This window comes from Kitasatospora sp. NPDC034533, assembly GCF_055575155.1.
Genome location: NZ_JBVITE010000136.1, coordinates 1 through 5,266 on the forward strand (window position 1 = coordinate 1; position 5,266 = coordinate 5,266).

Genomic DNA, 5,266 nt, shown 5'->3' on the forward strand with positions numbered 1-5,266 from the left:
GTTCGATGAGTTCGATGGTGGTGCCGGTGGGCCACTGGGTGTCCGGGCCGGCGGCCCACTCCACCAGCAACCGCTCACGCTCCGCATCCGACAGGAACTCCACCGTGGAGAGTGGTGCTCCCGGCCTGGTGGTGAGTCCGTCGAGCAGACGGACGTACTGCTCCGCCATGCGGCTGATGGTCGCCCGGTCGAAGAGCGAGGTGGCGAAGAGCAGTCGGGCGTTCAAGGCGCCGTCGCGGACGTCCTCGACGTCCAGGGTGAGGTCGGTCTTGACGATCCGGTCGCCCGTCAGTGGCTCGACCGCCACGCCCGGTAGCCGCAGGGCGCTGTCCGACTGCTCGCGCATGATGAAGTCGGCCTGGTAGAGCGGGCTGCGGGACAGGTCACGCTCGGGCTGGAGCTCGGCGACCAGCCGGGCGAAGGGGACGGACTGGTGGTCGTACGCGTCCAGGACCGTCCGGCGCCCCGCGCCGAGCAGCTGGGTGAACGACGGATCACCGTTCCAGGTGGCGCGGGCGACCAGCACGTTGATGCCGTAGCCGATGAGTTTCTGGAGCTCGGGACGGTTGCGCCCGGAGACCGTCACACCGACGGGGATGTCGGTGGTCCCGGTGTACTTCGACAGCAGGATCTGGAAGGCGGTGAGGAGGACGACGAAGCGGGTGACGTCGTTCTCGCCGGCCAGGGTGCCGATGCGTGCGGACAGCTCGGCGGGGATCTCGAAGACGATCCCGTCAGCGCTCGGGTCCCGCCTGGCGGGGCGCTGCCGGTCGGTGGGCAGTTCGAGGACAGGCAGCTCGGCCAGTTGTTCGCGCCAGTAGGCGAGCTGGCGGTCGAGGCTCTCACCGGTGAGTTCCCGCCGGTTCCACGCGGCGTAGTCCGCGTACTGGACGTCGAGGGCGTCCAGTTCCACGATGCGGCCGGTGGTGTGCGCCGCGTAGAAGTGGCTCAGCTCGCTTGCGAACACGCCCATCGACCAGGCGTCGCAGGCGATGTGGTGGAAGGTCACTGTAAGGAGGTGGTCCTCCGCCGACAGGGCGAACAGCTTGGCCCGCACGGGCCAGTCCCGCGCCAGGTCGATCGGGACGGACACCTCCTCCAGGGCCAGCTCCATGGCCCGATCCGCCCGTTGGTCCTCCGGAACCTCGGACAGCTCGACGACCGGGAGCTCCAACGGCGCTGGCGCGTCCACGACCTGGACCGGCTCCTCCCCGGACAGGGTGTACCTGGTGCGGAGGATCTCGTGCCGCTCGACGACCTGCTCCCAGGCGGCGCGCAGTGCCGTGAGGTCGAGTCGGCCGCGCAGGCGTGCCGCGAGCGGCACGAGGTACTCGGGGCTGTCGGGCTCCATCTGGTGGAGGAACCACATCTGCTGCTGTCCGAACGACAGCGGCAGTGGCTGGTCGCGGTCGACTCGCGTCACCAGCGACCGGCGGCCGCCCCGCTGACCGGACAGCCAGCTCCGCAGCAGCTTCTCCCGCTGCTCGTCCCTGTCCTGTCCGCCGGACGGCTTGTCGCCGGTGCTCATGTGTCTTCCTCTCAACGGCCGTGTGCTGCTGGTTCCGGATCAAAAGGTGGGTCTGGCGGCCTCGCGCGCGACGGCGTGGGGCCGGCTGTGGCGCCGTCAGCTCGCGGCGCTCTCCGCCATCCGAAGGCGCAGGCTCAGGGGGCGCATGTCGGTCCAGACCTCCTCGATCCGGGCCAGGCACTCGTCCTTGGTGCCGCTGGTGCCCTCCGACCGCCAGCCGTCCGGGATCTCGCGGTCGGCCCACCAGATCGAGTACTGCTCCTCGTGGTTGAGGACCACGAGGTAGGTCTGCGCGTCGGTGCTCTGCTCGGCCATGTCACTCCTAGATCGTGAGAGTTGATCGGGCTCACTGTGCGGACGCGCGCTATAGGGCTTCTATATCGCAGCGTCGATTGATCCAGGAGGTGGATGTAGAGGGAATATAGGAGCCCTCGGCAGGTTATTTTGCGGGCGCCTCAGCGTCCCGAGAACCGAGGTGAAGAGAGGGTAGGCCTTGCGTCAGGACGGTCACGGCTGGAGGCCCCTGGAGATAACTCCGGCAGATGCTCAGGTGGAACCGGGTATCGTCGGGCTCCACACTTACCTGGAGTCGCTGGAGGATCTCGCCGGCTTGCTGAGCAGGGAGAAGGCTCTGGTGTTCCGAGGGTTCGGGGTTGAGGAGCGGACACTCGGGCCGATTATGGACCGATTGCTGGACAATCGATTGGCCTATGTGCACGGGAATTCCCCGCGAACCAAGGTCGGTCAGAACGTCTACACTTCGACCGAGTATCCGGCGGAGTTCGTCATTTCCATGCACAATGAGCTCTCCTACGCTCACCGGTGGCCGTCCAGGCTTCTCTTCTTCTGCGATGTCGCGGCGGAAACCGGGGGCGCGACGCCGGTCGTCGACGGGGCCCGGTGGCTCGCCTCGCTCGACGACGAGGTCCGGGAGGCCTACTCCGGGGGGCTGCGCTACACCCAGAACCTGCACGGGGGCCGGGGCCTGGGGAAGAGCTGGCAGCAGACCTTCGAGACCGACGACCGCGAGGAGGTCGAGCGGTTCCTCGCCGAGGCCGAGGCGGGCTGGGAGTGGCTGCGCGGGGACACGCTGCGGGTGACCCAGCTGAGGCCGTCCACCCTTTGGCACCCGGTGACGGACACAGAGGTCTGGTTCAATCAGTCGGACCAGTGGCACCCCGCCACCCTGGGCGAGGACGCGGCCGCACTGGCGAAGGTCGTTCCCGCCGACCAACTGCCGCAGTCCGTCACGTTCGCCGACGGCAGCCCGATTCCCGAGGAGTACGTCCTCCAGGTGCGTGACCGTGGCCTGGACGCCGCGGTCGACGTCGACTGGCGTGCCGGCGACCTGCTGCTGATCGACAACATCCTGGTCGGCCATGGGCGTAGGGCGTTCACCGGTCGGCGCCGGGTGCTCGTCGCGATGTCCGACTAGTCCGCCCGGCCGGAGGAACGGGGACGCGAGCCGCGTGTTCGGGTACTGCGCGCCATCCGTGGGCGCGCTGGAGCGTCCGGCCCCACAACCACAGATCAGCCCACGGCTCCGCCGAGACGGTCTCTGCGAGCCGCACCGACGAGGAGGTAAACCAGCATGCTGCCGACGGTGGGTCAGGCTGCAACTTCCGGGCCCCACACCCTGACGCTGTCCGACGTGGAGCGGGACGAGTTTCGCGAACTGGCGGAACGGTTGGCGACGACCGCTCCCGCCCTCATTGATCATCCGGCCTGGGTGGACGCGGCGAGGGAACTGTCAAGTCGGATTCCGCTCAGTTTGCGAGAGGCGGTGCGCGCCTACCGGCATGATCCGGGTGAGGGCGGGACGCTCCTCCTGCGCAACCTCCCTGTTGACGAGGCGGCCCTGCCGCCGACCCCGATGGTGCCGGAGTCGGTCGAGCGTGCGGCGGCCGTGCCGGCGGCGGTCGCGGTTCTGATCACGCTGAACCTCGGAGAGCTGGCCTCCTACCGGGAGGAGAAGGCCGGCGCCCTGGTGCAGAACGTGGTTCCGGTGCCGGGCAAGGAGACGTCCCAGAGCAACGCCGGCTCCCAGCAGCTGGAACTGCACGTGGAGAACGCCTTCCACCCGCACAGGCCGGACTACGTCGGGCTGTTGTGCCTGCGCCATGACCAGGACGGGACAGCCGGGACGCTCGTGTCCTCGATCCGCAGGGCCCTGGGGCTGCTTTCGGCGGACGTCCGGGCGGTCTTGCACGACCGGCGGTTCACCACGGCTCCGCCGCCGTCCTTCCACGGGGGCGACTCCGTTCCACTGCACGCGGTGCTGAGCGGTGACCCCGAGGACCCCAATGTCCAGGTGGACTTCCACGTCACCAATGCGGTCGACGACGAGGGGAAGGTCGCGCTCGAACACCTCCGGGACGCGTTCATCGCCGTGTCGCAGTCGGTGGTGCTGAGCTCGGGCGACATGGCCTTCGTGGACAACAGGGTGGCCATCCACGGTCGGACCGCGTTCAAGCCGACCTACGACGGCCGCGACCGGTGGCTGCACCGGACCTTCGCGCACCTGGACCGGCGCCGCACCCGTGGGCACCGGCCCGGCAACACGAACGTGCTCAGCTGAACACGGGCTGGACACCAGTAAGAGGCCCGACGGGACGCTACGGAGTGAAGCGCCGCACTTGGCGCTCCACTCCGGTTGCCCGTCTCGGACGGGTGGCGGCGAGGCGGCGAGCAGTACCGGCAGGGCCGGGCGCGGGTGCCGGGGGGTGGAGCGGGTGGCATGCGGCAGGGGTCGCACGTGCCCTCTCCAGTCCCCGGGTGGCTACCGGGTGGCCGGGTGAATGGCAGGCACCAACGGGCTGGTGTCACAGGGGCGGGGCTCGGTCGGTGGCGCGACGCCGTCGCCGCGGCGGCCGATGGTGACGGGGACGGGGGCGCGGCGCTGGCGGGAGTGGTCGTGCGCGGGCGCGGGGACCGCGCCGGCGGTGGTGAGGGCGAGGTCGCCGTGGCCGCGGACGCACTCGGGGTCGGGACCGTCCAGCGGCAGACCGGTGAAGAGCTTGGCGGCCATGCACCCGCCGCGGCAGGCGTCGTAGGCGGAGCAGCTCGCGCAGGCCCCCGCCGACTGGGGCGCCCGCAGGCTCCGGAACAGCGGCGAGTCCCGCCAGACCCCGGCGAAGCCGCCCGGTTCCAGGACGTTGCCGGCCAGGAACTGCTCGTGGATCACGAACGGGCAGGCGTAGACGTCGCCGACCGGGTCGATCAGGGCGACCACCCGGCCCGCGCCGCACATGTTGAGGCCCGGCAGCGGCCCGGAGCCGAGGGCGTTCAGGTGGAAGAAGGAGTCGCCGGTCAGGACGGACTCGCCGTGCACCAGCAGCCACTCGTACAGCTCGCGCTGCTGCTCGGCGGTGGGGTGGAGGCGGTCCCAGACCTCCGCGCCGCGGCCGGACGGGCGCAGCCGGGTGATCCGCAGCTGGGCGTCGTAGCGGGCGGCGAGCGCGGCGAACTCGTCGAGCTGGCCGACGTTCTCCCGGGTCACCACCACACTGATCTTGAAGCCACGGAAGCCGGCCTCGGCCAGGTTCTCCATCGCGCGGACCGCGGTGGCGAACGACCCCGCGCCCCGGACGGCGTCGTTCACCTCGGCGGTCGCGCCGTCCAGGGGGATCTACACGTCCACGTAGTCGCTCATTAGAGGACCATCCCTTCTGCAGCCCTCTTCGGTAGGGTTGTGACCTCTCGGTCCCGGTGGGTGCATGGCCAGTGTCGCGAGCCGTT

General features: G+C 69.9%; 5 protein-coding genes. 2 read left to right on the forward strand and 3 right to left on the reverse strand.

What is annotated here, in order from left to right; translation table 11 throughout:
* Together ACZ55U_RS38700 and ACZ55U_RS38705 are read right to left on the reverse strand one after the other, a co-directional pair.
* On the reverse strand, positions 1-1,528 hold a 1,528-nt coding region (locus tag ACZ55U_RS38700), incomplete at its 3' end, for a condensation domain-containing protein (protein ID WP_465534272.1).
* A gap of 96 nt (positions 1,529-1,624) precedes the next feature.
* On the reverse strand, positions 1,625-1,843 hold the full coding sequence (locus ACZ55U_RS38705; RefSeq protein ID WP_465534274.1) for an MbtH family protein: 219 nt from the start codon (positions 1,841-1,843) through the stop codon (positions 1,625-1,627).
* A 235-nt stretch (positions 1,844-2,078) separates the two neighbouring features.
* Here ACZ55U_RS38705 and ACZ55U_RS38710 point away from each other — a divergent pair, with 235 nt between their 5' ends.
* Positions 2,079-2,963 carry a TauD/TfdA family dioxygenase gene (locus tag ACZ55U_RS38710; RefSeq protein WP_465534276.1) on the forward strand — a complete coding sequence of 295 codons (885 nt, stop codon included), beginning with the start codon at positions 2,079-2,081 and terminating at the stop codon, positions 2,961-2,963.
* 156 nt (positions 2,964-3,119) lie between these two features.
* Positions 3,120-4,106 carry a TauD/TfdA family dioxygenase gene (locus ACZ55U_RS38715; protein ID WP_465534278.1) on the forward strand — a complete coding sequence of 329 codons (987 nt, stop codon included), beginning with the start codon at positions 3,120-3,122 and terminating at the stop codon, positions 4,104-4,106.
* Between the two features lie 201 nt (positions 4,107-4,307).
* Here the strand turns inward: ACZ55U_RS38715 and mftC are convergent, their stop codons facing one another.
* The gene (gene mftC / locus ACZ55U_RS38720; protein WP_465534280.1) at positions 4,308-5,156 is read right to left on the reverse strand and encodes a mycofactocin radical SAM maturase; all 849 of its coding nucleotides are present in this window, start codon (positions 5,154-5,156) and stop codon (positions 4,308-4,310) included.
* Between the last annotated feature and the right edge of the window lie 110 nt (positions 5,157-5,266).